Origin of the sequence: Pseudonocardia petroleophila (assembly GCF_014235185.1) — a bacterium.
Lineage (GTDB): Bacteria > Actinomycetota > Actinomycetes > Mycobacteriales > Pseudonocardiaceae > Pseudonocardia > Pseudonocardia petroleophila.
Genome location: NZ_CP060131.1, coordinates 1,842,779 through 1,869,552, shown reverse-complemented (window position 1 = coordinate 1,869,552; position 26,774 = coordinate 1,842,779). Strand labels below are relative to the sequence as shown.

General features: G+C 74.1%; 24 protein-coding genes. 20 read left to right on the top strand and 4 right to left on the bottom strand.

The window, feature by feature from the left end; genetic code table 11:
- Nucleotides 1–3 precede the first annotated feature (3 nt).
- The 10 genes from H6H00_RS09430 (at nt 4) to H6H00_RS09385 (ending at nt 11,676) form a co-directional block, all read left to right on the top strand.
- Complete coding sequence (locus H6H00_RS09430; RefSeq protein ID WP_185720918.1) at nt 4–405, top strand: hypothetical protein; 402 nt, start codon at nt 4–6, stop codon at nt 403–405.
- Entirely contained in the window at nt 392–3,373 is a 2,982-nt protein-coding gene (locus tag H6H00_RS09425; RefSeq protein WP_185720917.1) for an ATP-binding protein, read from the top strand. Before H6H00_RS09430 ends, H6H00_RS09425 begins: the two co-directional genes overlap by 14 nt.
- Nucleotides 3,373–5,280 (top strand): hypothetical protein, encoded by a 1,908-nt coding sequence (locus H6H00_RS09420; RefSeq protein ID WP_185720916.1) that lies wholly within the window; start codon nt 3,373–3,375, stop codon nt 5,278–5,280. Before H6H00_RS09425 ends, H6H00_RS09420 begins: the two co-directional genes overlap by 1 nt.
- Nucleotides 5,270–5,881: a hypothetical protein gene (locus tag H6H00_RS09415; protein ID WP_185720915.1), complete on the top strand. Its 612-nt coding sequence runs from the start codon at nt 5,270–5,272 to the stop codon at nt 5,879–5,881. Before H6H00_RS09420 ends, H6H00_RS09415 begins: the two co-directional genes overlap by 11 nt.
- Nucleotide 5,882: 1 nt before the next feature.
- Nucleotides 5,883–6,896 (top strand): C40 family peptidase, encoded by a 1,014-nt coding sequence (locus tag H6H00_RS09410; protein WP_255425660.1) that lies wholly within the window; start codon nt 5,883–5,885, stop codon nt 6,894–6,896.
- A 49-nt stretch (nt 6,897–6,945) separates the two neighbouring features.
- Nucleotides 6,946–7,374 (top strand): hypothetical protein, encoded by a 429-nt coding sequence (locus H6H00_RS09405; RefSeq protein WP_185720914.1) that lies wholly within the window; start codon nt 6,946–6,948, stop codon nt 7,372–7,374.
- Between the two features lie 167 nt (nt 7,375–7,541).
- A complete protein-coding gene (gene dnaK / locus H6H00_RS09400) occupies nt 7,542–9,395 on the top strand; it encodes a molecular chaperone DnaK (RefSeq protein WP_185720913.1) in 1,854 nt (617 codons plus the stop codon).
- Nucleotides 9,392–10,039, top strand: coding sequence for a nucleotide exchange factor GrpE (gene grpE, locus H6H00_RS09395; protein ID WP_185720912.1), 648 nt, complete (start codon nt 9,392–9,394; stop codon nt 10,037–10,039). The genes dnaK and grpE overlap by 4 nt, the downstream gene beginning before the upstream one ends.
- 18 nt (nt 10,040–10,057) lie before the next feature.
- Entirely contained in the window at nt 10,058–11,248 is a 1,191-nt protein-coding gene (gene dnaJ / locus H6H00_RS09390; RefSeq protein ID WP_185720911.1) for a molecular chaperone DnaJ, read from the top strand.
- Nucleotides 11,245–11,676, top strand: a complete 432-nt coding sequence (locus H6H00_RS09385) for a heat shock protein transcriptional repressor HspR (protein ID WP_304633085.1) — start codon at nt 11,245–11,247, stop codon at nt 11,674–11,676. Before dnaJ ends, H6H00_RS09385 begins: the two co-directional genes overlap by 4 nt.
- 8 nt (nt 11,677–11,684) lie before the next feature.
- On the opposite strand, the gene H6H00_RS09380 is transcribed toward H6H00_RS09385, so the two are convergent.
- Nucleotides 11,685–12,857 (bottom strand): globin domain-containing protein, encoded by a 1,173-nt coding sequence (locus H6H00_RS09380; RefSeq protein WP_185720910.1) that lies wholly within the window; start codon nt 12,855–12,857, stop codon nt 11,685–11,687.
- A gap of 157 nt (nt 12,858–13,014) precedes the next feature.
- Between H6H00_RS09380 and H6H00_RS09375 the strand changes: the two genes are divergently transcribed.
- Complete coding sequence (locus H6H00_RS09375) at nt 13,015–13,683, top strand: pyridoxamine 5'-phosphate oxidase family protein (RefSeq protein WP_255425659.1); 669 nt, start codon at nt 13,015–13,017, stop codon at nt 13,681–13,683.
- Here H6H00_RS09375 and H6H00_RS09370 read toward each other — a convergent pair whose 3' ends face one another.
- Together H6H00_RS09370 and H6H00_RS09365 are read right to left on the bottom strand one after the other, a co-directional pair.
- Nucleotides 13,684–14,706, bottom strand: a complete 1,023-nt coding sequence (locus H6H00_RS09370; RefSeq protein ID WP_185720909.1) for a tetratricopeptide repeat protein — start codon at nt 14,704–14,706, stop codon at nt 13,684–13,686.
- Nucleotides 14,703–15,887, bottom strand: a complete 1,185-nt coding sequence (locus H6H00_RS09365; protein WP_185720908.1) for an ATP-binding protein — start codon at nt 15,885–15,887, stop codon at nt 14,703–14,705. The genes H6H00_RS09370 and H6H00_RS09365 overlap by 4 nt, the downstream gene beginning before the upstream one ends.
- Nucleotides 15,888–15,940: 53 nt before the next feature.
- Here H6H00_RS09365 and H6H00_RS09360 point away from each other — a divergent pair, with 53 nt between their 5' ends.
- The 8 genes from H6H00_RS09360 (at nt 15,941) to H6H00_RS09325 (ending at nt 25,762) form a co-directional block, all read left to right on the top strand.
- Nucleotides 15,941–16,990: an NAD(P)H-dependent flavin oxidoreductase gene (locus H6H00_RS09360; RefSeq protein ID WP_185720907.1), complete on the top strand. Its 1,050-nt coding sequence runs from the start codon at nt 15,941–15,943 to the stop codon at nt 16,988–16,990.
- An 84-nt stretch (nt 16,991–17,074) separates the two neighbouring features.
- Nucleotides 17,075–19,675, top strand: a complete 2,601-nt coding sequence (gene clpB, locus H6H00_RS09355; protein ID WP_185720906.1) for an ATP-dependent chaperone ClpB — start codon at nt 17,075–17,077, stop codon at nt 19,673–19,675.
- Nucleotides 19,676–19,853: 178 nt separating this feature from the next.
- Complete coding sequence (locus H6H00_RS09350) at nt 19,854–20,510, top strand: TtfA family protein (RefSeq protein ID WP_185720905.1); 657 nt, start codon at nt 19,854–19,856, stop codon at nt 20,508–20,510.
- Between the two features lie 4 nt (nt 20,511–20,514).
- Complete coding sequence (locus tag H6H00_RS09345; protein ID WP_185720904.1) at nt 20,515–21,276, top strand: SDR family NAD(P)-dependent oxidoreductase; 762 nt, start codon at nt 20,515–20,517, stop codon at nt 21,274–21,276.
- Complete coding sequence (pyrE, locus tag H6H00_RS09340; RefSeq protein ID WP_185720903.1) at nt 21,273–21,839, top strand: orotate phosphoribosyltransferase; 567 nt, start codon at nt 21,273–21,275, stop codon at nt 21,837–21,839. The genes H6H00_RS09345 and pyrE overlap by 4 nt, the downstream gene beginning before the upstream one ends.
- Before the next feature lie 103 nt (nt 21,840–21,942).
- On the top strand, nt 21,943–22,620 hold the full coding sequence (locus tag H6H00_RS09335; RefSeq protein WP_185720902.1) for a hypothetical protein: 678 nt from the start codon (nt 21,943–21,945) through the stop codon (nt 22,618–22,620).
- On the top strand, nt 22,617–25,028 hold the full coding sequence (locus tag H6H00_RS09330; protein ID WP_185720901.1) for an AAA family ATPase: 2,412 nt from the start codon (nt 22,617–22,619) through the stop codon (nt 25,026–25,028). The genes H6H00_RS09335 and H6H00_RS09330 overlap by 4 nt, the downstream gene beginning before the upstream one ends.
- 83 nt (nt 25,029–25,111) lie before the next feature.
- Nucleotides 25,112–25,762: a TrmH family RNA methyltransferase gene (locus H6H00_RS09325; RefSeq protein ID WP_185720900.1), complete on the top strand. Its 651-nt coding sequence runs from the start codon at nt 25,112–25,114 to the stop codon at nt 25,760–25,762.
- 1 nt (nt 25,763) lies between these two features.
- Here H6H00_RS09325 and H6H00_RS09320 read toward each other — a convergent pair whose 3' ends face one another.
- Complete coding sequence (locus H6H00_RS09320) at nt 25,764–26,192, bottom strand: DUF4262 domain-containing protein (protein ID WP_185720899.1); 429 nt, start codon at nt 26,190–26,192, stop codon at nt 25,764–25,766.
- A 54-nt stretch (nt 26,193–26,246) separates the two neighbouring features.
- Here H6H00_RS09320 and H6H00_RS09315 point away from each other — a divergent pair, with 54 nt between their 5' ends.
- Nucleotides 26,247–26,672 carry an NUDIX domain-containing protein gene (locus H6H00_RS09315; protein ID WP_221775841.1) on the top strand — a complete coding sequence of 142 codons (426 nt, stop codon included), beginning with the start codon at nt 26,247–26,249 and terminating at the stop codon, nt 26,670–26,672.
- Nucleotides 26,673–26,774: the final 102 nt, after the last annotated feature.

Sequence of the window (26,774 nt, the reverse complement as noted above, 5' to 3'; positions counted from 1 at the left end):
GGCGTGCTCGTCCGCACCGATGACGAGGTGTACCGGGTCGACTCGGTCTGGCTCGGGCCGCCGCGCGCCACCTTCCCCTGGCGCGCCCGCTACGTCTCCTACGGCGTCGGCCTGCTCGCGATGATCCTCGTGATGTTCGTCCAGCGGCGCCTGGGGATCGGGCTCGACTTCTTCTCCGTCGCCTGGGCGCTGGTGATCACCGTCGTGGTCACCCGGTTCCTCGGGCAGCGCATCGACGACGAGCGCCCGCTGGGCCAGGTCGTCGCCCTCTTCGGCCACGAGGTGCGCGGGCCGCGCGCCAGCACGGCGACGGCCGGGGGCGCGGTGCGCTCCGGGCACGTCCGCACCGGCCCGTCCGCCGCACCCGCCCGACGGAGGAAGGGGCGTCGGCGTGGCACGGCGTGACCGGGGCGCCGCGGCCGAGGAGAAGCCGCGCCGCCGCCGGGGGCGGTCCCTGGCCGGGGAGTCCGGGCTGCCGACCTACACCCCCGAGATCGCGCTGCGCTCAATCGACGGCCACCTGACGCGCACCGGCACCCAGGTGATGGCCTGGTACCGACTCGCCGCGCAGGCGTGGAGCTTCCGCAGCGACTCCCAGCGCGAGGTGCTGATCCGCCAGATCGCCGCGCAGCTCGGCGAGCTGCAGGGCCGGTGGCTGCACCTGCGCGTCACCACCCGCCCGTACCCGGTGCACATGTGGGCGGAGTCGTTCGACAACAACGCGCTCGGCCGCATGCCCGACGTCGCGGGCGCACTGGGCTGGGACGGGTTCCTCGAGGGCGAGCAGCGCCACCTGATGGGCCTGAGCATGAGCGACAAGGAGGTCTTCCTCGGCATCGAGGTCTCCGGTCGCGGGATGCTCGACCGCTGGGTCGACGCCGCCGCCCCGGTGCTGGAGCGGATCGCGCCGGCCGCGGTGCGGGCCGAGCTGGCCGCGCTCGACTCCGAGGTCACCCACATCGACGAGCTGGTCGCGGGCAGCGGACTCGACGCCGTGCCCGCCCGCCCCGACGACGTCGCCTGGCTCATGCAGCGCTCCTGCGCGCTCGGCCTGCCCGCGCCGCGGACGCTGTCGGTCGTGCCGGGCGGGGTGTCGCGCTGGGAGACCGAGGACCTCGCGGGCTTCACCGACGGCGTCGACATGTACCAGGAGCCGTACGCGCCGACCGTCAAGGTGATCGGGCGGATCCGGTCGCAGACGGTGCAGCGCAACGTCGCCGTGCTCTCCGTCGGGCTGATGGAGGGGCTGCGGATCCCCGAGATCGACGACCCGTGGATGCAGCACAGCGACCGCCTCCCGTTCCCGGTGGAGTGGTCGGCGCGGATCTACGTCCGGCGTCCGGAGGAGGTCGCAGGCGAGCTGCAGCGCCAGATGGGCAAGGTCCGCAGCCAGATCCGGCACTACACCCACGACCACGACCTCGACCCCCCGATGTCGCTGGCCCGCCAGGCCGACCGGGTGCTGGAGGTCGAGGACGAGCTGACCACCGGGCTGACCCAGCTCAACACCCGCCTCTACGGCTGGTGGCGGGTCGCGGTGTCCGGCAAGGACGAGGCCGAGGCCGTCAGCCGCGCGCAGCAGGTGCTCGACGTCTACCGGCCCAAGGTGCAGATGGAGCACCCGGAGGCGCAGTACAAGTACGCACGCGAGTTCATCCCGGGCGAGCCGCTGGCGTCCACCGCCTACCGGCGCCGGGGCTCGGTCACCTGGGCGGCCGCCGCCGTCCCCGCGGCCACGGCCTCGGTCGGCGACCGGCGCGGCATCATGATCGGCGAGACCTGCACCGCCACCCGGCGGCCCGTGGCCTGGGACCCGTGGCTCGCGCAGGAGGTGCGGCGGGCGTCCGGCCTCACCGCCGTCGTCGGCGGGCTGGGGTCGGGCAAGTCGTTCCTCACCGGTCTGATCGTCTACAAGACGCTGCGCTCCGGGGCGCGCTGGACCGTGCTCGACCCGTCGGGCCCGCTCGCCGAGCTGACGCGGCTGCCCGAGCTCGCCCCCTTCTCCCGGCACATCAACCTGCTGCGCGCCGACCCGGGCATCCTCAACCCCTACCGCGTCGTCGCCGAGCCGCGCCAGGACCACTTCGCCGACGAGGAGGACCCGGAGCGCGCGTGGCGCCGCGAGCGGTCGCTGGCCGCGGCCACCCGCAGGCGCCTCGTGCTCGACGTCCTCACCGGCCTGCTGCCCTACGACATCTCCCGGATGCCGCACACCCGCATCGTGCTGCTGCGCGCGGTGCGCGAGGTCGGCGGGGCCAACGACCGCCACCCCGGGCTCGTCATCGACGCCCTGCGCCGCCACGCCCGCGACGGCGAGGAGCACGCCGGGGTCGTCGCCGACTTCCTCGAGGAGCGCCGCGAGCTGCCCCAGGCCGCGCTGCTGTTCCCCGACACCAGCCGCGACGACCCGTGGCAGGACGAGCGCGACTACCGGCTCACGGTCCTGACGATGCAGGGCATGACGCTGCCGCGGCCGGGCAGCCCGCGCGAGGAGTGGACCGACGGGGAGTCCCTGGCCGTCGAGCTGCTCAACCTCGCGTCCTGGCTCACCCAGCGCACCATCTACGAGGCCGACCGCAACCTGCGCAAGGGCGTCGCGCTCGACGAGACGCACTTCCTGTCGCAGGTGCCCACCGGCAAGGTGCTCATCGACCGGCTCGCCCGCGACTCCCGCAAGTTCAACGTCCGCGCGCTGTTCGCCTCGCAGCTCGCGGGCGACCTGCTGCGGGTGTCGGGCTTCGCGTCGCTGGTCAACGCCGTGTTCGTCGGGCGCACCGACGACGGCGAGGCCCAGGACGAGGCGCTGCGCCTGCTCAAGGTGCCCACCGGCGTCGGCTACGAGCAGATGCTCGGCACGCTCTCGCCGCGCCCGCGCCACGACGACCGACCCGACGACACCCCGCGCCAGTTCGTCTTCGCCGACGGCCACGGCGGCGTCGAGAAGATCCGGATCGACCTCGAGGGCCCGCACCTGGAGCACGTGCGCGCCGCCCTCGACACGAACCCCGACGCCAGCCGCGTCTCCGCGAGCGGGGTCCCGGTGGCCGCCGCGGCGGCACCCGCCGCGGTGCGCGCGCCCGACGAGCCCGCCCCGCCGCGACCGGTCACGATGCGCTACGACGGCCTGCCCGCCGAGATCGACGACTCCCGCTCCGACGACGAGCTCGACGACGTGTTCGCCGACGACGACGTCCTCGACGACTTCGCCCCGCACGTCCCGCCCGTCCTCCCCGCGGGCGCCGAGCTGCTCGACGACGAGGAGCTCGACCTGGTCGACGACCTCGACGGCAGCCCCGCCGGGCACGACCGGGCGCCGCACGCCCACGGCAACGGCCACGACCGGGCGCGCTCGGCCGGGGAGGCCGTGAGGTGATGGGGGCACCGGCAGGCCTGCTGCCGGTGGGGTTGGTGATCCTGGCCGCCCTGCTGGTCGCGGCCCATCGACGGCGCAGGCGCGAGGGCGCCCCGCGCTCGCGGCGCGCGGCCCTGCTGGTGGTCACCGCGCTCGTCGGCGGCTCGGTCCTGATCGGCACCCCGGCGATGGCGCAGCCGTTCGACTGCAAGGAGTCCCCGGAGCCCGACCGCCCCGGCACCGGGCTCGTCGGCTCGCTCGACCCCCCGGTGTACGGCGTCGGGGAGCCGGGCAGCGTCTACGACGAGGTCGGCTACGCCGGGCTGCTCTGGCACAACTACGACCTCGGCTGCGCGGGCTCCGCGGTGTTCAACCCGGCCAGCACCACCGACACGTGGCTGGGCAACCAGGCGTTCAACGTCGCGAAGTTCACCGTCGGCGGCGTCAACTGGTCGCACTACCTGATCGCCGACGGCGGCGAGCTGCTCTCCCCGCTCGACGACCTCATCACCGCGGGCACCACCGCCATGTACGACGCGGTGTTCTCCACGTTCATCGGGCCCGTGCTCGCGATCCTCGCCGTGATCCTGCTGGTGCTGGCGCTGCGCGGGGACCTCGCGCAGCAGGCCCGCCGCGGGGCGTTCGCCGTGGCCGCGCTCGTCATCGGGTCGGCGGCCTACCTCACCCCGATCGACTGGGCCAAGGCCGCCGACGGCCTGCTGCTCGACGGCGTCACCTCGATGCAGGAGGGGTTCCTCGACCAGGTCGGGCTGGGCAACCGCGACACGCTGCCCACCGTGCTGGTCGACAACGTGATCTACCAGAACTGGTTGCGCGGCGAGTTCGGCGCGCCCGACGTGCCGCAGGCCCAGGAGCTCGGCCGCGACCTGCTGCGCGCGCAGACGTTCACCAAGGCCGAGATCGCCGAGGGCCGCGACACCCTGGAGCTGGCCGAGCAGAAGAAGGCCGACTTCGCCGCGATCGGCGAGCAGATGGGCGACCGGTACCCGTACTTCACCGGGGAGGCGGGCAGCCGCACCGGCGCCGGGATCCTCGCCGTCGTGCAGGCGATCTGCATCGCGCTGTTCCAGCTGCTGTCCAAGGTGCTCGTGCTCGTCGCGATGCTGCTGCTGCGGCTGATGGTGATGACGGCCCCGGCGATCGCGGTCGTCGCGGTGCTCAAGCCCGACATCCTGCCCGCGCTGCTGCGCGTCGGCGGGGCGGCGATCGTCAACACGCTCGTCGTGGGTGCGCTCGCCGGGCTGCACGCGCTGCTGGTGGTCTCGCTGTTCCGGCCCGGGGCGGGCATCGACCTGTGGCTGGCGCTGCTCGTCACCGGCGTCGTCACGGTGGTGCTGTGGGCCGTCGCGCGGCCGTTCCGGCGGCTGGTGTCGATGGTCTCGCTCACCCGGGAGCAGTTCGGCGGGATCGTGCCCGGCGCCGGCTCCGGGCCGATGTCGCGGGTCTGGCAGCGGATGCGCGGCGGGCCGGAGGACGACCGGCAGTCGCGCTGGTGGGACGAGCGCCGCGGCGCAGCGGCCGGGGCCACCGTCGGCGGGGGCAGCCGGCCCGAGGCCGAGGCGCCGATGCGGGTGCGCGCCACCGCGGAGCGCGTCGGGCGGCCCCGCACCGAGATCGAGATCCCCTCGACGCCCACGCTCGTGCCCGGGGCGCGGCGCCCGGCGCTGCCGTCGGGCGGCGGCGGGGTCGGCGGCACGGGGGCGACCCCGCGCTGGTCGGAGCCCGGCGAGGTCGACGACCGCACGATCTACCGCAGGCCCGACTCCACCCCGATGCGCCCGGGCGCCGCCCGCCCGGTGCAGGCCGAGATCGTCGACGGCGTGCCCGTCTACCGCATCTACCGCCCGCCGACGCGCGGCTACACCGGCCCCGTCTACGACCGGACCGGCGGCGGCCGTGCCGATTAGGTCCCCGCGCGGCCGCGCTGCGGCCTACCGGGCGGTCTGGCAGTGGCCGCTGCGCTCCCCGGCTCGGCTCGCCGTCACGGCGGTGGCCGTGCTGGCCGTCGTGCTGGGCGTCAGCACCGCGCTGGGCGCGGTGAACCCGCCCGACCCCGCCGCCCCGGGCGGCGTCACGGCCACGGGCACCACGTCGACGACGGGCGGCACGCGGGCCACGCGGGCTCCGAGCTCGCCCGTGCCCACCGCGCTGCCGCCGGTCTCCGAGCTCGCCCCCACCACCCTGCCCGTCTCCAGCGCGCCCGCGGCGGCGCTGCAGGCCGCCGCCAGCTGGTCGGCCGCCTGGATCCGGCCGCCCGACGGCACGCCTGCCGACCGGTGGATCGAGGGCCTGCGCCCGTTCACCACGGAGGAGTACCTCGGTGTGCTGGCCACGGTCGACCCGGGCGCGGTGCCGGCCACCGTCGTCACCGGGCCGGCGCGGGCGGTGCGGGTCGCCACCAGCTCCGTCGACGTGGAGGTCCCCACCGACGCCCTGACCCTGCTCGTGCTCGTCGTCCGCACCGAGAACGGGGACTGGCGCGTCTCCGGCTACGACCGGGCGGCCTGACGTGCGCCTGCTGCGGCCGATGCGGCTGCTCGTCCCCGCGATCGCGGTGTTCGTCGCACTCGGGCTGGTGCTCGTCGTCAGCCTGATCGCGTTCACCGTCAACGGGGGCGGGGCCCGGTCCAGCACCTCCTCCGGCTCCTGCGACGCCGGGCTGCGCGGCGGGATCGACCTCGCGGGCGGTGCGGGCGGCACCACCGCGGCCACCCTGTCCGAGGAGCAGCGCACCAACGCCGCCACGATCATCGGGGTCGCCCGGGGGATGGGCGCCCCGCCGCGGGCCTGGCTGGTGGCCCTGGCCACGGCGATGCAGGAGTCGACGCTGCGCAACATCAACTACGGCGACCGCGACTCCCTCGGGCTGTTCCAGCAGCGCCCGTCGCAGGGCTGGGGCAGCCCGGCGCAGGTCACCGACCCCGTCTACAGCACCACGATCTTCATCGAGCGGCTGCTGGAGGTGCCGGGCTGGGACACGATGCCGGTCACCGTCGCCGCCCAGACCGTGCAGCGCTCCGCGTTCCCCAACGCCTACGCCAAGTGGGAGAACCTGGCCGCGGAGCTGGTCCAGGGGCTGGCCGACGTCGCCGACCCGATCGGCTGCCAGCCCACGGCCGTGCTCGCCGACGGCGTGGCCGGCACCGCGATCGCGTTCGCGCTGGGCGAGGTCGGCTCGCCGTACCTCTGGGGCGGCAACGGCCCCGACCGCTGGGACTGCTCGGGGCTGCTCGTCGCCGCGTTCCGCGAGGCCGGGATCACGCTGCCGCGGGTGTCGCGCGACCAGTACAACGCGGGCGGGCACCTCCCCGTCCGCGAGATGCAGCCCGGTGACCTGCTGTTCTACGCCACCGACCGCAACGACCCCCGGACCATCCACCACGTCGCCATGTACATCGGCGACGACCAGATGGTCGAGGCCCCGTACACCGGCGAGTTCGTCCGCGTGCGGCCCGTGCCGTGGGACTACGAGGAGCTCGTCCCCCTCGCCACGCGCCCGGGAACCGCCCCCAACCGGGCGTGACGGCGCTTCTGGGACAGTGGTGGGGCACGCGCACGGACCAGGAGTTGTGATGCCCACCGAACCGTCCACCCCGGCGTCCACCACTCCGGTGGCCGACTACCTCGACCGACCCGCCCGCGGCGCCACCGAGGACCACCTCGTCGTGCCGCGCTCGCTCGCGCAGTCGATGCCGCTGCGCTGGCAGCAGGTGTTCGTCGGCCTGCTCGCCGACCTGCACGACGCCTACGGCGACCTCCCCTGGCCGGACTACCGCGTGGTCCCCAGCCGCTGGGAGCTGCTCGTCGACCTCGACGAGGAGCAGCTCGCCGCCGCCGGCTACCACGCCGACCTCGGCCCCGACGGCGAGCTGGAGTACCGCGACGCCCGGGACGAGCCCGTCGCGGACCCGGCCGCCCACCGCGTCCTCGCCCCGGTCGACGACCCGCTCCCGCGGGCGACCGAGGGCCGGGTCGAGCCCCGCCCCGCCGCTCCGCTGTAGGAGAGCTGGGCCACACCTCCCGGGGCGCTCCGGGGAGCCGGAACAACCGCGCCCGCTCCGCCGTTGGACGGTTCGAGCAAGTTGAGCCAGACCCACTCAACCCGAGTGGACAGGTCGTGGCAGACTTGAGCCGGACCAACGCAAGGCAGAGGAAGAGGGGCAACACCATGGCTCGTGCGGTCGGGATCGACCTCGGGACCACCAACTCCGTCGTCGCCGTCCTGGAAGGCGGCGAGCCGACGGTCATCGCGAACTCGGAGGGTGCGCGCACCACGCCCTCCGTGGTCGCCTTCGCCCGCAACGGCGAGGTGCTCGTCGGCCAGTCGGCGAAGAACCAGGCCGTGACGAACGTCGACCGGACGATCCGCTCGGTCAAGCGCCACATCGGCAGCGACTGGAAGACCGGCGACATCGACGGCAAGACCTACTCCGCGCAGGAGATCAGCGCGCGCGTGCTGCAGAAGCTCAAGCGCGACGCCGAGTCCTACCTGGGCGAGGACATCACCGAAGCGGTGATCACCGTCCCCGCGTACTTCGAGGACGCCCAGCGCCAGGCCACCAAGGAGGCCGGCGAGATCGCGGGCCTCAAGGTGCTGCGCGTGGTCAACGAGCCCACCGCCGCCGCGCTGGCCTACGGCCTCGACAAGGGCGACAAGGACCAGACGATCCTGGTGTTCGACCTCGGTGGCGGCACGTTCGACGTGTCCCTGCTGGAGATCGGCGAGGGCGTCGTGGAGGTCAAGGCCACCAACGGCGACAACCACCTCGGCGGCGACGACTGGGACGAGCGGATCATCACCTGGCTCGTCGACAAGTTCAAGAGCAGCCAGGGCATCGACCTGACCAAGGACAAGATGGCGGGGCAGCGCCTCCGCGAGGCCGCCGAGAAGGCCAAGATCGAGCTGTCGAGCCAGAACACGGCCACGATCAACCTGCCCTACATCACGGTCGACGCGGACAAGAACCCGCTCTTCCTCGACGAGACGCTGTCGCGCTCGGAGTTCGAGAAGATCACCGCCGACCTGCTCGACCGCACCCGCAACCCGTTCAACCAGGTCGTGAAGGACGCCGGCATCTCCGTCGGCCAGATCGACCACGTCGTCCTCGTCGGCGGCTCCACCCGCATGCCCGCCGTCACCACGCTCGTCAAGGAGCTCACCGGCGGCAAGGAGCCCAACAAGGGCGTCAACCCGGACGAGGTCGTCGCGCTCGGCGCGGCGCTGCAGGCCGGCGTGCTCAAGGGCGACGTCAAGGACGTCCTGCTGCTCGACGTCACCCCGCTGTCCCTGGGCATCGAGACCAAGGGCGGCGTGATGACCAAGCTCATCGAGCGCAACACCACGATCCCCACCAAGCGGTCGGAGATCTTCACGACGGCCGACGACAACCAGCCGTCCGTGCAGATCCAGGTGTTCCAGGGCGAGCGCGAGATCGCGGCCTACAACAAGAAGCTCGGCATGTTCGAGCTGACCGGGCTGCCGCCCGCGCCGCGCGGCGTGCCGCAGATCGAGGTCTCCTTCGACATCGACGCCAACGGCATCGTCAAGGTCTCGGCGAAGGACCAGGGCACGGGCAAGACCCAGGACATGACGATCACGGGCGGCTCGGCGCTGGGCAAGGACGAGATCGACCGGATGATGCGCGAGGCCGAGCAGCACGCCGAGGAGGACAAGAAGCGCCGCGAGGACGCCGAGGTCCGCAACCAGGCGGAGTCGCTCGTCTACCAGACGGAGAAGTTCGTCAAGGAGAACGACGAGAAGCTCCCGTCCGACGTCAAGGACGGCGTGCAGGCCGCGATCACGGAGACCCAGGAGGCCCTCAAGGGCACCGACTCCGCCGCGATCAAGGCCGCGTCGGAGAAGCTCGCCACCGAGTCGCAGAAGCTCGGTGCGGCGCTCTACGCCCAGCAGGAGGGGGCCGCCCCCACCGGTGACGCCCCCGGCGCCGACGGTGCGCAGGCCCAGGCCGACGACGACGTCGTCGACGCCGAGATCGTCGACGAGGAGAAGGACCGGACGTGACCGACCACGACCGCAACACCGAAGGTGAGCCGGTCGTGGTCCGGGACCGGCGCCGGGTCGACCCGGTGACCGGTGAGGTGCGGACCCCGGCCGAGGAGCCCTCGGCCGGGGACGCCCCGGCACCAGCGGAGGAGGACGTTCCCGTGAGCGAGACCGGCCTCGACCCCCGTGTCGAGGAACTCACCGCCGAGGTGGCCGAGCGCACCGCCGACCTGCAGCGGGTCAGCGCGGAGTACGCCAACTACCGGCGCCGCGTCGACCGCGACCGGGAGTCGGTGCTGGTGGGGGCGCGGGTGCAGTTCGTCTCCGAGCTGCTCACGACCCTCGACGACATCGACCGGGCCGCCGCGCACGGCGATCTCACGGGCCCGTTCAAGTCCGTCGCCGACAAGATCGTCGCGGTGGCGCAGAAGCAGGGCCTGGAGCCGTTCGCGGCCGACGGCGACCTGTTCGACCCGTCGCTGCACGAGGCCGTCCAGCACGAGAGCGGCGACGTGGCCGGGCCGTCGGTCGCGGTCGTGTCGTCGGTGCTGCGCCGCGGCTACCGCATCGCCGACCGCGTCCTGCGGCCGGCGATGGTCACGGTCGTCGACCAGGCCGTCGACCCGTCCGCTCCCGACCTGGTCGAGAGCCCCGAGCAGTAGCGAGAGGAGCGAGGCGACATGACCCAGCGCGACTGGATCGAGAAGGACTTCTACCGTGAGCTGGGCGTCTCCTCCGAGGCCACCGGCGAGGAGATCAAGAAGGCGTACCGCAAGCTCGCCCGCGAGCTGCACCCGGACGCCAACCCCGGTGACCCGAAGGCCGAGGCCCGGTTCAAGACCGTCTCCGAGGCCTACGGGGTGCTGTCGGACGACAAGAAGCGCAAGGAGTACGACGAGACGCGCGCGCTGTTCGCCGGGGGCCGCATCCCCGGCGGCTTCGGCGGCGGCGGCTTCCCGGGAGGCGGGGGCGGGGCCCAGGGCTTCGACCTCGGCGACATCTTCGGGCAGGCGCAGCGCGGCGGCGCCGGGGCCGGTGGTCTCGGCGACATCTTCGGCGACATCTTCGCGAACCAGGGCGGCGGCCGCCGCGGTGGCGCCCCCTCGGGGGCCCGCCGCGGCGCCGACGTCGAGACGGAGCTGCGCATCGACTTCGTGCAGGCCGTCCGCGGCGCCGACGTCCCGATCCGGCTGTCCTCACCGGGCCGCTGCGACCGCTGCGGCGGTACCGGGGCGAAGCCGGGCAGCACGCCGCGCCAGTGCCCCACCTGTGACGGGGTGGGCCTGGTCAGCCGCAGCCAGGGCGCGTTCGCGTTCTCCGAGCCGTGCCGCGACTGCCGCGGCACCGGCCGGCTGATCGACGACCCGTGCCCCGAGTGCGGCGGCGACGGCGTGAGCACCCGCACCCGCCAGCTCACCGTCCGCGTCCCCGCGGGCGTCGACGACGGCAACAAGGTGCGGTTGAAGGGCCAGGGCGAACCCGGCCGGGGCGGTGCTCCGGCGGGCGACCTCTACGTCACGGTGCACGTCACGCCGCACCGGCTGTTCGGTCGCTCCACCCGCAACGCCGACGACCTCACGCTCACCGTGCCCGTCACGTACCCCGAGCTCGCGCTGGGGAGCACGCTGACGGTGCCGACGCTGGAGTCCACGGTCTCGCTGCGCATCCCGGCGGGCACCACGTCGGGCCGCACGTTCCGGGTCAAGGGGCGCGGGGTGGAGCGCAAGACGTCGAAGGGCGACCTGCTCGTCACCGTCGAGGTGGCCGTGCCGAAGTCGCACGACGAGGCCGCCACCGAGGCCCTGCAGTCCTACGCCGAGGCCACGAAGGGCTTCGACCCCCGGGCCGACCTGCTCCGGGGTGCGACGTGAGCTTCCCGGGGCTGCCGCCGGGCACCACGCCGGACAGCCCCGTGTTCGTGATCTCGGTGGCCGCGGAGCTGGCCGGGCTGCACGCCCAGACGCTGCGCAGCTACGACCGGCTGGGGCTCGTGAGCCCCGGCCGGTCGCCGGGCGGCGGGCGGCGCTACTCGGCGCGCGACATCGCCCTGCTCCGCGAGGTCCAGCGCCTGTCCCAGGAGGAGGGCGTCAACCTCGCGGGGATCAAGCGGATCATCGAGCTCGAGCAGCTCGTCGACGAGCTGCGCACCCGGCTGGAGGAGCTGGCCCAGGAGGTGCTGTCCGCCCGGGCCGCAACCGACCAGGCCACGGCGAACGTGCACGCCTCCTACCGGCGCGATCTCGTGCCGGTGGAGCGCAACCAGGCCCTCGTGGTGTGGCGTCCGAAGCCCCGGACGTAGCGGCTCGGTCAGTCCATCGTGAACGGGTCGTAGCGGATGCGGTCGAGCGGGGTGCCCGCCACCAGCATCCGCGAGACCGTGGCCCGGATCATCGACGGCGAGCCGCAGACCAGCACGTCGTGGTCGGCCCAGGCGCCGTAGCGGGTGACGACGTCGGCGAGCGTGCCGTGCTCGGCGCCCGTCTCGTCCTCGTCGGACTCCACCACGGGGATCACGTCGAGCCAGTTGTTGGAGTACGACAGCTTGCGCAGGGCGCCGAAGTCGTAGAGGTCCTCCCAGGACCGCCCGCCGACGAAGACCTGCGTGCGCGGCCGCTTCGGCTGCGCCGCCAGGTCCTCCAGCAGTGCCTTGAGCGGGGCCATCCCGGTGCCGCCCGCGATCATCAGCAGGTCGCGGTCGGACTCCTTGTCGATGCTCATGCGGCCCATCGGGGGGCCGATGCGCCAGGTGTCGCCGACGCGGGAGTGGGCGACGATCGCGCGGCTGACCCAGCCGCTGTTGACGGCGCGGACGTGGAACTCCAGCGTGCCGTCGGGGCGGGGGGCGTTGGCCGGGGAGAGGTAGCGCCACAGCCGCGGGCGCTGCGGGGTCTCGACGCTGAGGTACTGGCCGGCGCGGTAGGGGATCGGCTCGCTGGTCTGCACGGTGATGACGGCGAGGTCCCAGCCCACGCGCCGGTGGCCGACGACCCGGCCCAGCCACGACGCGGGCCCGCGCTCGGCCTGCGCCGCGGTGCGCATGGCTTTCGCGACGACGGTGTAGGCGTCGTGCCAGACCTTCTCCACCTCGGGGGTCCAGGCGGCGCCCGCGTACTCGCCGACGGCCGACAGGAGCGCGACGCCCACGGCGTCGTAGTGCTCGGCGAGCACGCCGAACTTGCGGTGGTCGCGGCCGAGCTGCTCGAGGAACGGCACCAGATCGTCGGGCTGGTCGACCATCTGGACGACGTGCACGAGCGCCCGGAGCAGGCGGCTGCGCTGCACCTCCATGTTGACCGGGAACAGGTCGCGCGTCTCGGGGGCGCGGCTGAACAGGGTGGCGTAGAAGTGCCGGCCCACGTTCTCCGTCTGCGGCTCCACGACGGCCCAGCTCGACCGGATGATCTCGACGGCCCCGGTCGCCTCGCTGCGGGACTCACCGACCGTGGGGAGATCGGCGGTGAGCAACTGTTCAGCGGTCATGGACGGCCGGCTTCCTCTGCTCGTGGTGGGCCTGCGTCGGGGAGCGGTGACGCGGGGTGCTAGGGGGGTCAGCCTAAAGCACGAGCAGGGGGGTGACGCCACCCGGCGACATCCGCCTCACGTGACCGGACGGGGTCGCGGGTGGCACGGTGGGGGGGTGACGCCGCGAAACCCCGCACTCGCCCGACGCCCGTCCACGGCGCCCACCGAGGTCACGGCGCCGGTCGACGCCCCGGAGCGGCCCGGATCCGACGGCGAGCACGCTCTCCAGTGCGCCTACGGCACTGAGGACCGGGCCGAGACGTTCTACTCCGAACAGGTAAGGAACCGGCTACTCCCCGCGATGGTCGCCTTCGTCCGACGCATGGAGATGGTCTTCGTCGCGACGTCCGACGCCGGCGGCGAGTGCGACGCCTCACTGCGGTCCGGCCCGCCCGGGTTCCTCACCGTCCTCGACGACCGCACGCTCGCCTACCCGGAGTACCGCGGCAACGGGGTGCACGCGAGCCTGGGCAACATCTCGGAGAACGCCCACGTCGGGCTGCTGATGCTCGACTTCGAGCAGGACCGGATCGGCCTGCACGTCAACGGCACCGCGCAGATCGTCGCCGCGGAGCGGTTCCACGCGGTGCACCCGGACGTGCCGCACGACCCGACCCGCGGACGCCAGGCGGAGCGCTGGGTCGTGGTGCACGTGGAGGAGGCCTACGTGCACTGCCGCAAGCACATCCCGCAGATGCAGCGCGTCCCGCTGCGCCGGGCGTGGGGCACCGACGACCCGGCCCGCAAGGGCGGCGACTACTTCGGGGCGAAGAACAGCCCCTGATCAGCTCTTCCGGTGGCGCCGGGCGAGCCCGACGGCCACCGCGACCACGGCGAGCAGCGCCAGCACCCCCCACACCAGCATCGCGCCGGCGGCGACGCCGGTCACCGCCACCAGTGCGAACAGCCCCACGCACAGCACGAGTGCGACGCAGGTGAACGCGAGCGGGCGGTCGGCCCGCACCGCGGCGAGCGCGGCGGGGCGGGTGCTGGGCGGCAGGTCGCGGACCGTGCGCCAGGTCAGGAGCGCGACGACTGCGAGCACCAGCGCGCCGGCGACCCGGACCGCGCCCGTCGGCGTCCCGCCGTCCCCGGCCCCCACCCCGACCACCACGAACACGGCCACGACCAGCACGATCCGCAGCAGCCACGCCAGCCGCCACACCACGGCGGCGATGTTGCGCAGCACCAGCGGCTGCGTCGGGTCCATCGTGCCCGCCTCCACCAGCCCGCGCAGGGCGTCGCCGGGGCGGTGGGAGTGCAGGTCGAGCACGGCGAGGTCGTGGCGGGCGGCGGCGTTGTCGGGGTCGAGCCGCAGCGTCTCGGCGTAGGCGCGGCGGGCGGTGGCGGTGTCGCGGCGCTGCGCGGCGATGTCGGCCAGCCGCAGGTGCGCGGCGGGTTCGGCGGGGGCGAGCGCGACGGCCCGCAGCGCGACCTGCTGGGCGTCGTCGAGCCGTCCGGCCAGCTGCAGGACGGTGGCGTAGCCGAGCGCGGCGAACGGCTCCTCCGGCGCGAGGCTCACCGAGGTGTACCCGGCCTGCAGTGCCTCGGGATGGCGGCCCAGCCGGGCCAGCAGCACCCCGCGGATGCGGTGCACGCGCTCGTCCTGCGGCGCGGCGGCCGCGGCGGCGTCGGCGACGGCGAGCCCGTCGGCGTTGCGCTCCGCCGAGAGCAGGACGGCGGCGAGCTCGGTGAGCAGGGCCGCGTCCTGCGGGTCGGCGGCGAGCGCCTCCCGCGCGATCCGCTCGGCCTCGTCGAGGCGGCGGAGCGTCCGGAGCTGCGCGACCCGGGACGCGGCGCCGCTCACAGCTTCCGGTTCCGCTTGAGGTAGGCGGCCAGGTCGTCGTAGCTCCCGTCGGAGTTGGCGAACGCGACGACGTTGCGGGCGGTGGCGAACCACGGCCCGGTGCTCGGGCGCACCTCGCGCAGGGCGACGTCGAAGTCGGCCATCCCGACCGGCCGGACGGTGCCGAGGCGCACCGAGTCGGCCAGCGCACGCTCGACGGCCGTGGTGCACAGGTGGGCGAGGTCGGCGCCGGAGAAGTGCTCGGTGGAGCGGGTCAGGCGGTCGAGGTCGATGCCGCTGACCGGCCGGTCGCGCAGGTGGTGGCGCAGGATCGCGGCCCGGGCGGGCGGGTCCGGCGGGAGGACCAGCAGCATCCGGTCGAAGCGCCCGGGGCGGCGCAGCGCGCTGTCGACGTCCCACGGGTGGTTGGTGGCGCCGAGCACGAACACGCCCTCGTTGCGGCCGGCGTCCATCTCCGCGAGCAGCGTGTTGACGGTGTTGCGCATGCTCGAGGAGTGCGTCAGGTGCGAGCGCTTCTGGCCGAGCGCGTCGACCTCGTCGAAGAACAGGACGCACGGCGCGTTGCGGCGCGCGGCCTCGAAGACCTGGGTGAGGTTGCGCTCGCTGGACCCGGTGTACATGTCGAGCACGTCGGAGACGCCGACCTCGTAGAACGACGCCCCCAGCTCGCCCGCGACGGCCCGCGCCACGAACGTCTTGCCGCAGCCGGGCGGGCCGTAGAGCAGCAGGCCGCCCCCGGTGCCCGTGCCGAACGCCCGCGCCAGCTCGGGGTTGCGCATCGGGCCGAGCAGCGTGAGCTCCAGCCGCGCCTTGACGTCCTCCATCCCGCCGACGTCGGCGAGGCGCAGCGAGGGCCGCTCGACGTCCTCGGTGACCGCGTCGGGGCGGTACTCCTGGGCGAACTCCGGCTCCGCGATCGGCCCGATCTCCTGCTCCGCCCGCTGCCAGTCGAACGGCTCGGGCTCGACCGGGCGCGCGATCGCCGCGGTCAGCCGCTGCAGCATCGCGACGGCCTGCGGGTCGCCCGGCGCGCGCGACAGCGCCTGCGTGACCTGCGCCAGCGCGTCGGGGAGCCGGTCGCGGGAGGCGAGCAGGTCGGCGACGTGCAGCCGCAGCGGCACGTCGTCGGGGGTGGCGTCGACCGCCGCGAGCAGGCTGGCGAGGAGGGCGTCGTCGGGCACGTCCCCAGTATGGCCACGGCACCCGCGGGCCCTCCCGGTGATAGGACTCCTCCATGACCCCGACGCGCGTGGCCCGGTTCTGCGAGCGGTTCGGCCTGCGGGTGCCGATCCTGTCCGCCCCGATGGCCGGGGCGTGCCCGCCCGCGCTCGCCGTCGCCGTCGCGGAGGCGGGCGGGATGGGCGCCGCGGGAGTGGTGCTCGACGGCCCGGAGCGGATCGCGGAGTGGACGGCGGAGTTCCGCGCGGGCTCGTCGGGGGCGCTGCAGCTCAACCTGTGGATCCCCGACGAGCCGGTCGACGATCCCGCGCGCGTCGCCGCCGCGTCGGCGTTCCTCGGCCGCTTCGGCACCCCCGGCGGGCCCGGACCCGCCGCGCCGGTCTTCGCCGAGCAGTGCGACGCGGTGCTCGCGGCCCGGCCGACCGCCGTCTCGTCGATCATGGGGGTGTTCGACGCGGGGTACGTCGCGCGGCTGCACGAGGCCGGCGTCGCCTGGTTCGCCTGCGCCACCACCCTCGACGAGGCGCTGGCCGCGCAGGAGGCGGGGGCCGACGCCGTCGTGGCGCAGGGGATGGAGGCGGGTGGGCACCGCGGGACGTTCGACCCGGCCGCCGCCGAGTCCACGACGGTCGGGCTGTTCGCGCTGGTCCCGCGCCTGGCGGACGGCCTGGACGTCCCGGTGATCGCCGCGGGCGGGATCGCCGACGGCCGGGGCGCGGCCGCCGCGATCGCGCTGGGGGCGAGCGCGGTGCAGGTCGGCACGGCGCTGCTGCGCACCCCGGAGGCGGCGATCGCGCCGGAGTGGGCGGCGTCGCTCACGGGGCTCGCGCCCGAGGCCACCCGCACGACCCGGGCCTACACCGGTCGCCTGGCCCGCGCCGCCCCGACGCCGTACGTCACGGCCTGGGCCGCCCCCGACGCCCCGCTCCCCGCCCCCTACCCGCAGCAGCGCGCGCTGGTCGCGCGCGTGCGGCGCGGGGAGCCGGCCGGTCTCGACCGCTCCAACCACTGGGCGGGTCAGTCCGCGGCGCTCGCCACCGCGGAGCCGGCGGGTGAGGTCGTCACCCGGATGTGGCGGGAGGCGCGCGAACTCCTCTCGCCTTGAGCGGAACACACTCAACTTTCCTGACGTTGGGACAGTCGACGGGCACGATAGGTGCCCTGGCGACTCGCAGGAGGACCCGAGCGGATGGACTCGTTCAACCCCACCACCAAGGCCCAGCAGGCCATCTCCGCCGCGGTGCAGGCCGCGGCCCTCGCCGGCAACCCCGACGTCGGCCCCACCCACCTGCTCGGTGCGCTGCTCGCGCAGGGCGACGGCATCGCCGCGCCCCTGCTCACCGCGGCGGGCGCCGACCCCGCCGCCGTCCGCTCGGAGCTGACGACGCTGGGCAACCGGCTGCCCTCGGCGTCGGGCTCGACGGTCAGCGCCCCGCAGCTCAGCCGCGACGCGCTCGCCGCGATCACCGCGGCCCAGCAGCTGGCCACCGAGATGGGCGACGAGTACGTCTCCACCGAGCACCTGCTCGTCGGGCTCGCCTCGACCGGGAGCCCGGTGGCGCAGCTGCTCGGGCGCCACGGCGCCACCCCCGACGCGCTGCGCGAGGCGTTCAGCAAGGTCCGCGGCTCCGCGCGGGTCAGCAGCCCCGACCCGGAGGGCACCTACCAGGCGCTGGAGAAGTACGGCGTCGACCTCACCGAGCGCGCCCGCTCCGGCGAGCTGGACCCGGTGATCGGGCGCGACACCGAGATCCGCCGGGTCGTGCAGGTGCTGTCGCGGCGCACCAAGAACAACCCGGTGCTGATCGGCGAGCCCGGCGTCGGCAAGACCGCGATCGTCGAGGGGCTGGCGCAGCGGATCGTCGCCGGTGACGTGCCGGAGTCGCTGCGCGGCAAGCGCGTCGTCTCGCTCGACCTCGGCTCGATGGTCGCGGGCGCGAAGTACCGCGGCGAGTTCGAGGAGCGGCTCAAGGCCGTGCTCAAGGAGATCACCGACTCCGCGGGCGAGGTCGTCACGTTCATCGACGAGCTGCACACCATCGTCGGCGCGGGCAACGCCGAGGGCTCGATGGACGCCGGCAACATGATCAAGCCGATGCTGGCCCGCGGGGAGCTGCGGCTCGTCGGCGCCACCACGCTCGACGAGTACCGCCAGCGCATCGAGAAGGACCCGGCCCTGGAGCGCCGCTTCCAGCAGGTCTACGTGGGCGAGCCGTCCGTCGAGGACGCCGTCGGCATCCTGCGCGGGCTCAAGGAGCGCTACGAGGTCCACCACGGCGTGCGGATCACCGACGCCGCGCTCGTCGCCGCCGCCACGCTGTCCGACCGCTACATCACCGCCCGCTTCCTGCCCGACAAGGCGATCGACCTCGTCGACGAGGCGGCGTCGCGGCTGCGCATGGAGATCGACTCGCGACCGGTGGAGATCGACACCGTCGAGCGGTCGGTGCGTCGGCTGGAGATCGAGGAGATGGCGCTGGCCAAGGAGTCCGACGCCGCGTCGGTCGACCGGCTGGCCGGCCTGCGCGCCGAGCTGGCGGAGAAGAAGGAGGAGCTCTCGGCCCTGACGGCCCGCTGGCAGAACGAGCGGGGCGCCATCGAGGACGTCCGCGAGCTCAAGGAGCAGCTGGAGTCGCTGCGCGGGGAGTCCGAGCGCGCCGAGCGCGACGGCGACCTCGGGCGCGCCGCCGAGCTGCGCTACGGCCGGATCCCGGAGCTGGAGAAGAAGCTGGCTGCGGCGCCGGTGTCCACGGGGGCCGACCTCATGCTCAAGGAGGAGGTCGGGCCCGACGACGTCGCCGACGTCGTCAGCGCGTGGACCGGCATCCCCGCCGGCCGCATGCTGGAGGGCGAGACCGCCAAGCTGCTGCGCATGGAGGAGGAGCTCGGCAAGCGGGTCGTCGGGCAGACCGAGGCCGTGCGCGCCGTGTCCGACGCGGTGCGCCGCGCCCGCGCGGGCATCGCCGACGAGAACCGGCCGACCGGCTCGTTCCTGTTCCTCGGGCCCACCGGCGTCGGCAAGACCGAGCTGGCCAAGGCGCTCGCCGGGTTCCTGTTCGACGACGAGCGCGCGATGGTGCGCATCGACATGAGCGAGTACTCCGAGAAGCACTCGGTGGCCCGGCTCGTCGGCGCCCCTCCCGGCTACGTCGGCTACGACCAGGGCGGGCAGCTCACCGAGGCGGTGCGGCGCCGCCCGTACACCGTGGTGCTGTTCGACGAGGTCGAGAAGGCCCACCAGGACGTCTTCGACACGCTGCTGCAGGTGCTCGACGACGGCCGGCTCACCGACGGCCAGGGCCGCACGGTCGACTTCCGCAACACGATCCTGGTGCTGACGTCGAACCTCGGCTCGGGCGCCAACCAGGACCTCGACGACACCCAGCGCCGCGCGTTCGTCATGGACGCGGTGCAGCGGCACTTCAAGCCGGAGTTCCTCAACCGGCTCGACGACGTCGTGGTCTTCCACGCGCTGTCCACCGAGGAGCTGACGCACATCGTCGACATCCAGCTCGACGTACTGCGCACCCGGCTCGCCAAGCGCCGGCTCACCCTCGAGGTGTCCGACGCCGGGCGCGAGTGGCTCGCGATGAACGGGTTCGACCCCGTCTACGGGGCAAGGCCGCTGCGGCGGCTTGTGCAGAGCTCGATCGGCGACCAGCTCGCCAAGGAGCTGCTGTCGGGGGAGGTCCGCGAGGGCGACACCGTCCGCGTCGACCTCGACCCGTCGGCCGCGGGCGGCACGGGCGGCCTCCTGGTGGGCCGCGCGGTCCCGGCGAAGGCCCTCTGACCCCGCGCCCCCGCTCCGCGGATCGCAGTGGGGTGGCTCTGCTCCAACCTCGTTGGAGTGGAGCCACCCCACTGCCACGCGTGGGGGGCGCGCCGGGGCGGCGCGCGAGCGGGGCGGCGCGCGACGCGGCGGGTCGCGGTTCCCGGGTTCTGCCACCGCGCGGGGCTAGGGTGCCGCCGTGGGCATTCCGTCGGGCGTGTGGTTCGTCATCGCCGTCATCGCGCTGCTGATCGGCATCGCACTGCTGGTCCTCGACCGGCGCCGGGCCGACGGGGGCGGGGCGCGCGACCGCCGCCGCTGGGCCGCGGCCCGCGGGTGGGAGTACCTGGACAGCGATCCGGTCCTGCCCAGCCGCTGGCGCTACGGCACCATCCACCAGGGCGGTCCGGGCGTTGCCCGCAACCTGATCAGCGGCGACGTCCCCACCCCGGACGGCCCGCGCCAGGCCTACCTGTTCGACCACGAGCAGGCCGGGCGGCTCAGCTCGGTGCTCGCCGCGGTGCAGGTGCGCAACCCGGTGCCCGCCGCCGTCGAGCTGCGGCTGCCCTCGGCCCCGCTCCCCGACGACGCCGGGCTCGACCTGCTCGAGCCCGTCGGCGCCCGTTACGCCTTCGTCGCCGACGCCGAGGCCGTGCGCCCGCTGCTCACCCCGCGCCTGGCGAAGGCCGCCGACGAGGTCGGCGACGACGTCGAGCTGCTCTGGGCCGAGGAGGCCTGGGTGCTCGCGACGGCGCCGCTGAACTCCACCGTCGAGCGCCTGCAGGACCTGCTCGCCGACCTGTCCGAGGTCGCGACCGCCCTGGAGCGCGCCGACCGCAGCACCACCCCGCACTAGTCGGGTGCCCACGGCACTGGTCACCGGCGCCACCGCCGGCATCGGGGCGGCGTTCGCCTCCCGCCTGGCCCGCGAGGGCCGCGACCTCGTGCTCGTCGCCCGCGACCGCGCCCGCCTGGAGTCCACCGCGGCGGCGATCACGGACGTCGACGTCGAGGTGCTGCCCGCCGACCTCTCCACCCCCGACGGCCGCGCCGCCGTCGCCGAGCGGCTGACGGCCGGGGCACCCGTCGACCTGCTCGTCAACAACGCGGGCTTCGCGATGCACGGCACGTTCCTCGAGTGCGCACCCGACGACCTGGCCCGCCAGCTCGCCGTCAACGTCGAGGCGGTGCTGCTGCTGACCAGGGCGGCCCTGCCCGGGATGGTCGCGCGTGGGCGCGGCGGGGTGGTCAACGTCTCCAGCGTCGCGGGGTTCCTGGCCGGGCGCGGGTCCACCTACAGTGCCGACAAGGCGTGGGTCACGGCGTTCACCGAGGGGGTCTCGGCGTCGCTGCACGGCACCGGGGTACGCGCGATGGCGCTGTGCCCGGGGTTCGTGCGGACGGAGTTCCACGAGCGCGCGGGCATCGACGTCGGCTCCCGCACCGGACCGCTGTGGCTCGACGCCGACCGGGTCGTCTCCGACGCCCTGGCCGATCTCGCGAGGGGGAAGACCGTGTCCGTACCGAGCCCGCAGTACAAAGCGATCGTCGCGCTGGCCGACGTGCTGCCGCGCGCGCTGATCCGCCGCGTCACCGCCGCCTTCGACCGGGACCGCACGTGACGTCCCCCGCGCAGGCGAGCGCGGAGCTCGCCGAGCTGGCCGCGCTCGTCCGCGAGCACGGCGTGGTGCACGGGAGGGTCACGCTGTCCTCCGGCGCCGAGTCCGACCACTACGTCGACCTGCGGCGGGTCACGCTGCACCACGCGGCTGCCCCGCTCGTCGGACGCCTGATCCGGGTGCTCACCGCCGACTGGGACTACGAGGCCGTCGGCGGGCTCACGCTCGGCGCCGACCCCATCGCCGACGCCGTGCTGCACGCCGCGTCGGTGGAGCCCGACGCCCCGGGGATCGACGCGTTCGTGGTGCGCAAGTCCACGAAGGAGCACGGGATGCAGCGGCTCATCGAGGGCCCCGACATCACCGGCCGCCGGGTGCTCGTCGTCGAGGACACCTCGACGACCGGCGGCTCCGTGCTCACCGCCGTGCGCGCCGTCCGCGCGGCGGGGGCGGAGATCGTCGGCGTGGCCACGATCGTCGACCGCGACACCGGGGCCCGCGAGGCCATCGAGGCCGAGGGGCTGGCCTACCGCGCGCTGCTGGGACTGCCCGATCTGGGTCTCTAGGGCTCTCTAGTCGGTTACCTGTTGGCAACCGTTCGGCCGATCCGCCGCGACCTTTCGTGACGCATACTCGTGCATCACGAGAAGGTCACGGCGGGAGGCCCCCATGCGGTTCCGCACTGGTCAGCGTTCCGTCGCCGCGCTGATCGTCGCCGTTGTCGGCGCACTTCTGACCGTTTCGTGCGGTTCGCCGGAATACGCCTACATCGCGAACTCCGACGACCGCACCTACGTCCGGCTGCCCGTCGCGTGGCAGGCCGTCGACGAGACGGAGCTGGCCACCTCGCTGGGCCTCGACCCGAGCCTGACCGCCGCCGACCAGGGCGTGTGGCTGGAGGGCTACGACGCCGACCTGCTGCCCTCCACGGCCCACCTCCTCGGCCCGCACGCCCCCGCACCCACCGGGCTGCTGCTCGTGCAGGACGTCCCGCAGCCGATGCGCGGGACGTACTCCCTCGACCGCCTCCGCGACCTGTTCCAGCCGACGTCGCCGAGCGGGCGCCAGCAGCTCGCGGCCAATCCCGGCGCCGCGCTGAGCGACTTCGCCCTGCTCGCCGACGAGGTGCTCACCCCCGGCGACGGCATCCGCGGGGTGCACGTCGTCTACCGCTACCGGGTCGCGGGCGGGCCCGTGCAGGTGTTCGACAAGACCGCGTACGTCAACGACGACGCGAGCAAGTTGTACGTGTTCGTCGCCCGCTGCTCGTCGGAGTGCTACGCGCAGCGCCAGCAGGAGATCCAGCGCGCGGTCTCCTCGTTCACCGTTCTGGAGGACCGCCCGTGACCGCCGCCCCGCCTCCGGAGACCGTCCCGCCAGCGGGAGCCGCAGCGCCCGAGGGCCTCACCCCGCCCGACGAGCACCCGACCCCGCAGCGCCCGACCCGCAAGCCCGCGGCGCTGTGGGACCGCGTGCGGCTGCTGCTGCTCCTAGTGCTCGCGTGGTTCGTCGTCGTGTGGGCGGCGATGGCCGACAACCCGCTGCTGCCCTTCGTCGACGCGATGCGGATCCACGTCGTCGAGTCGCAGTGGCTGCTGTGGCTCGCCGGGGCCGAGGTCGTCCGCCAGCTGCACTTCCTCGTCAGCGAGCGCTCGGCCGGCTACCACCGGTTCTGGTCGCACACCGTGTTCGGCGGCACCGACCGCCAGCTGCGCCGCCGGTTCTCGGACTGGTCGCGCTTCCGGCTGGCCCGGATCCTCAAGTGGCTGGCGTTCGTCACGCTGTTCGCGCTGGTCGCGGCCCAGATCCTGGAGACCAGCCCGCCGCTGGCCCTGTTCGAGGCGCCCGCGCTGCTGTTCTCCGCGCTGCCGTTCGTCCTGCAGCTCTCCTTCGGGTTCCTGTTCATCGCGGTGCAGTTCGGCGGGCTGTTCTGGCTGCTCTCGCGCGGCGGCGTCGACACCTACTACCCCGACGACATCTCGACCCGCTTCCGCGACGTGTGGGGCCAGGACCACGTGGTCGACCGGATCAAGGAGAACATCCTGTTCCTGGAGGACCCCGAGGAGATCGAGCGCAAGGGCGGCTACGTCCCGGGCGGCATCCTGCTGTGGGGACCGCCCGGCACCGGGAAGACGCTGATGGCCGAGGCGGTGGCCGGCGAGACCGGCAAGCCGTACGTCTTCGTCGACCCGGGTGCGTTCATCAACATGTTCATGGGCGTGGGCATCCTCAAGGTGAAGTCGCTGTTCCGGAAGCTGCGCAAGCTCTCCCTGCGCTACGGCGGGGTGATCGTCTTCTTCGACGAGGCCGACGCGCTGGGCAACCGCGGATCCCTCGCCGGGGTCGGCCCCGGCGGCGGGGTGCGCGGGTTCGGACCGTTCCACGCCGCGGGCTGCCACGGCGCCACCTACCTGTCGAACGACACGCGCTGGATGCTGGCCCGCTCCTCGGCCGCGGCCGCCGGACCGGTCGACACCGGGCGCGACAAGATCATCATGGGTGGGATGGGCGGCGGCGGGGGCGGCGGCATGGGCACGCTGCAGGCCCTGCTCACGGAGCTGTCCGGGCTGAAGAAGCCGCGCGGGCTGATCAACCGCTGGGGCCGGCGGGCGCTGGGGATGCGCCCGAAGGCGCCGCCGAAGTACCGGCTGCTGGTGATGATGGCGACGAACATGCCGGAGTCGCTCGACGAGGCGCTGCTGCGTCCGGGCCGCATCGACCGCATCTACAAGGTCGGCTACCCGAGCAAGGCCGGCCGGATCCGCACCTACCGGGGCTACCTCGACAAGGTGCCGCACGAGATCACCGACGAGGAGCTCGACAAGCTCGCGACGATCACGCCCTACGCCACCGGCGCCACGATCAAGGACCTCGTCAACGAGGCCCTGATCACCGCGATCCGCGACGGCCGCGAGGTCATCGCCTGGCGCGACGTCCTCAAGGCGAAGAAGCTCAAGGACCTCGGCCCGCCCGAGGACGTGGAGTACATCGAGCGCGAGCGGCACGCCGTCGCCGTGCACGAGGCCTGCCACGCCGTCGTCGCGTACCGCACGCGGCACCACATGGAGATCGACCTGGCCACCATCGAGAAGGGCAGCGACTACCTCGGCATGGTCGCGTCGATCCCGCCGGAGGACCAGTTCACGCGCTGGCGCTCGGAGTTCGAGGCCGACATCCTCGTCTCCCTCGCGTCGCTGGCCGGGGAGCGGATGTTCTTCGACGGCGACTCGTCGTCCGGGGTGTCGGGCGACCTGGAGTCGGCCACCGCGATCGCGTCGTTCATGGAGGGCTACTGGGGCATGGGCTCCACCGTGTCGTCGTACTCGACGGCCCGGCGCCTGGAGGTCGGCAGCCCCGGTGGGCGCGGGGCGAGCGCCCCGGAGAACCCGGAGGCCCTGCTCCGGCGGGCGCTCGCCGACCGCATCGAGGACTCCCTGTCGGGCCTGCTGGAGCGCGCCGGTCAGATCCTGCGCGACAACCGGGCGTCGGTGCTCGCGGTGGCGCACGCCCTGGAGACGCACAAGACGCTCACCGGTGACGACATCGAGGCGGTCCTCGACGGGCGCGAGGGGCTCTCGGTCGACGGGCGCGCCTACCACGACCCGGCGTTCGTCGCGCAGCTCGAGGAGTACCACGCGGCCGCCGCGGGGGCCCACCACGGCCACGGCGCGGTCACCCTGGCCCTGCCCACCGGAGGGCGGCTGGTGCGGCCGGGGTCGGAGGCGGCCGCCACCCCGCACGAGGCACCGCACTGATCCGGCGGCGACCCGCGGGCGCTGCGCGAGGTGACAGCGGGGTGTGCGAGGTGCCGCTCGCCGAGCGGTCGTAGGGTCTCGCCGTGACCGACGACGACGGGCCCGGTCCGACGGAGTGGGGTGAATCGGTCGGGGTCGGCCCCTGGGCCGGCCCGTGGCCCACCGCAGACCACTACGACCCCGAGCTCCTGCGCGACGGGGACCGGCGCAACGTCGTGGATCGCTACCGGTACTGGCGCCGCGAGGCCGTGGCCGCCGACCTGGCCCGCCGCGCCCACCCGTTCCACGTGGCGATCGAGAACTTCGGGCACGACCACAACATCGGCACGGTCGTGCGCACCGCCAACGCGTTCGGCGCGGCGGGCGTGCACATCGTCGGGCGCCGGCGCTGGAACCGGCGCGGGGCGATGGTGACCGACCGCTACCTCGACGTGCGCCACCACGAGGACGTGGCCGGGCTGCTGGCGTTCGCCGGCGAGCACGACCTCGCGGTGGTGGCCGTGGACAACACCCCCGGCGCGCAGCGGCTGGAGACCGCCGACCTGCCGCGCCGCTGCGTGCTGCTGTTCGGCCAGGAGGGCCCCGGCGTGACCGGGGACGCCCGTGCCGCCGCCGCGCTCACCGTGTCGATCGCGCAGTTCGGCTCCACCCGGTCGATCAACGCCGGGGTGGCGGCGGGCGTCGCGATGCACGCGTGGGTGCGCCAGCACGCGGACCTGCGCACCGCCTGGTGACTCACCCGCAGAACGCGCAGCAGCCGTCCTCCCCGGGCGTCTCGACGAGGTCGTCGGCCGGCACGACCAGCAGGGCCGGGACCGCTCCGCCGTACAGGTCGTGCGCGGCGTAGAGCCAGTGCTCGGACTCCGGGAACGCCAGCAGGTGCACCCCGCCGCTGGGCAGCGCCACGCGCTCGCCCGGCTCCAGGATCCGCCCGGCGCGCACCAGCTCACCGAGGTCGTTGAGCACCGTGGCCGCGGTGGCCTGGGAGGTGGCGAACAGGATCAGCTCGGGATGGCCGAACCCGTAGAGCCCGATCGTGTAGACGAACGGGGGCGACTCCTCCTCGCCCAGGACCGCCTGCAACGCCCAGCCGTGGAGGCGGATCGTCTCGCGCTGCCACGCGTCGTACTGGTCGACCTGGTGGATGAAGCGTTCGGTGGTCATGGCGGGCACGGTAGGGCCGACCCCCGACAGTTCCGGGCCTCCTAGGCTGTGCGCGTGCCCGTCGATCCGCTGATCTCGCCCGCCGTCTCCTGCGTGTTCGTCTGCCACGACGCCGACGGCCGGATCCTGCTGGCGAAGCGCGGTGCCGGGGCCCGCGACGAGCCCGGCACCTGGGACTCCGGGGCCGGGGCGCTGGAGCACGGCGAGGAGCTGGCCGAGGCCGTGGCCAGGGAGGTCCGCGAGGAGTACTCCGTCGACCCGGTCGCCGTCGAGGTCATCGGCGTGCGCAACGTGCTGCGCGGCGACCCGGTGGCGCACTGGGTCGCCGTCGTGCACGCGGTGCTCGTCGACCCGGCGGGGGTGGCGATCGGCGAGCCGGGGAAGTTCGACGAGCTGGGCTGGTTCACCCTCGACGACCTCCCGCACCCGCTGCACAGCCAGCTCCCGGCCGCGCTCGCCCTGTTCCGCGACCGCCGGTAGCCGCAGGTCGGCGCACCGCCTCCCGGGGCTGCACGGCCGCGGGGGTCCGCTCGTCGCGTCCGGGACCCGCGGTCGGTGAGCGCCGCGCGGGCGTCGACGGTG